The 1,003-nt window shown below is 73.2% G+C and carries 1 protein-coding gene; it reads left to right on the top strand.

Features of this window, described 5'->3' with window-relative positions:
• Nucleotides 1-1,003 (top strand): polyketide synthase dehydratase domain-containing protein (locus KM933_RS38670; protein ID WP_221362352.1); only part of this gene is annotated, 1,003 nt, incomplete at both ends.

The raw sequence follows: 1,003 nt of genomic DNA on the forward strand, positions 1-1,003 counted from the left end.
CGGCGCCCGTGCCGTCGACCTGCCCACCTATGCCTTCCAGCGGCAGCGCTACTGGCCTGCCGCTACGTCGACCCGTACCGGAGACGTGCGCTTCGCCGGGCTCGGCGCCGCCGGGCACCCGCTGCTCGGTGCGGCCGTCGAACTCGCCGGTGGAGAGGGCACGGACGGCGTCGTCCTCACCGGCCGACTGTCGACGCAGTCCCACCCGTGGCTGGCCGACCATGTCGTCCAGGGCGCCGTACTGGTGCCGGGCACGGCTCTGCTGGAACTCGCCGTCCGGGCCGCCGACGAGGTGGGCTGCGACACGGTCGAGGAACTGACCCTGTCCACGCCGCTGGTACTGCCCGACAGGGGTGGCATCCAGATACAGGTGCGGGTCGGTGTGCCTGACGAGGACGGCCGGTGCTCTCTCGCCGTGCACGCGCGCACCGAGGACGACAGCCACGGCCCGTGGACCGTTCACGCCACCGGAGCCCTGGCCCGCGGAACCACTCCGGCCACGGGCTTCGACGCGTCGGTGTGGCCGCCGCGGGATGCCGCGCCGGTCGACGTGACCGACTGCTACGAGCGCCTCGCCGAAGCCGGCTTCGCCTACGGTCCCACCTTCCAGGGCCTGCGGGCCGCCTGGCGGCGCGGCGACGACCTGTTCGCCGAGATCGCGCTGGAGGACGGGACCGACGGCGGTGCCTTTGGGCTGCACCCGGCACTCTTCGACGCCGCCCTGCACGCCTTCGCGATCGACGACGAGGGTCGCGGCGGGGTTCCGTTCTCCTGGGAGGGAGTGCGTCTGCACGCTTCCGGCGCGTCAGCTCTGCGGGTCCGGCTCACCCGGGACGCCGACGGTGCCATGGCCCTCGAACTGGCCGACACCGCAGGGGCGCCCGTCGCCTCGGTTGAGTCCCTGACCGTGCGTCCGCTGGCGACCGGAGAACTCGACCTCACCGGTCGTGACTCGTTGTTCCGGGTGGAGTGGGTGTCGGCGCGGGTTGCTGAGGCCGGTGCC

Origin of the sequence: Streptomyces beigongshangae (genome assembly GCF_019710745.1) — a bacterium.
GTDB lineage: Bacteria > Actinomycetota > Actinomycetes > Streptomycetales > Streptomycetaceae > Streptomyces > Streptomyces beigongshangae.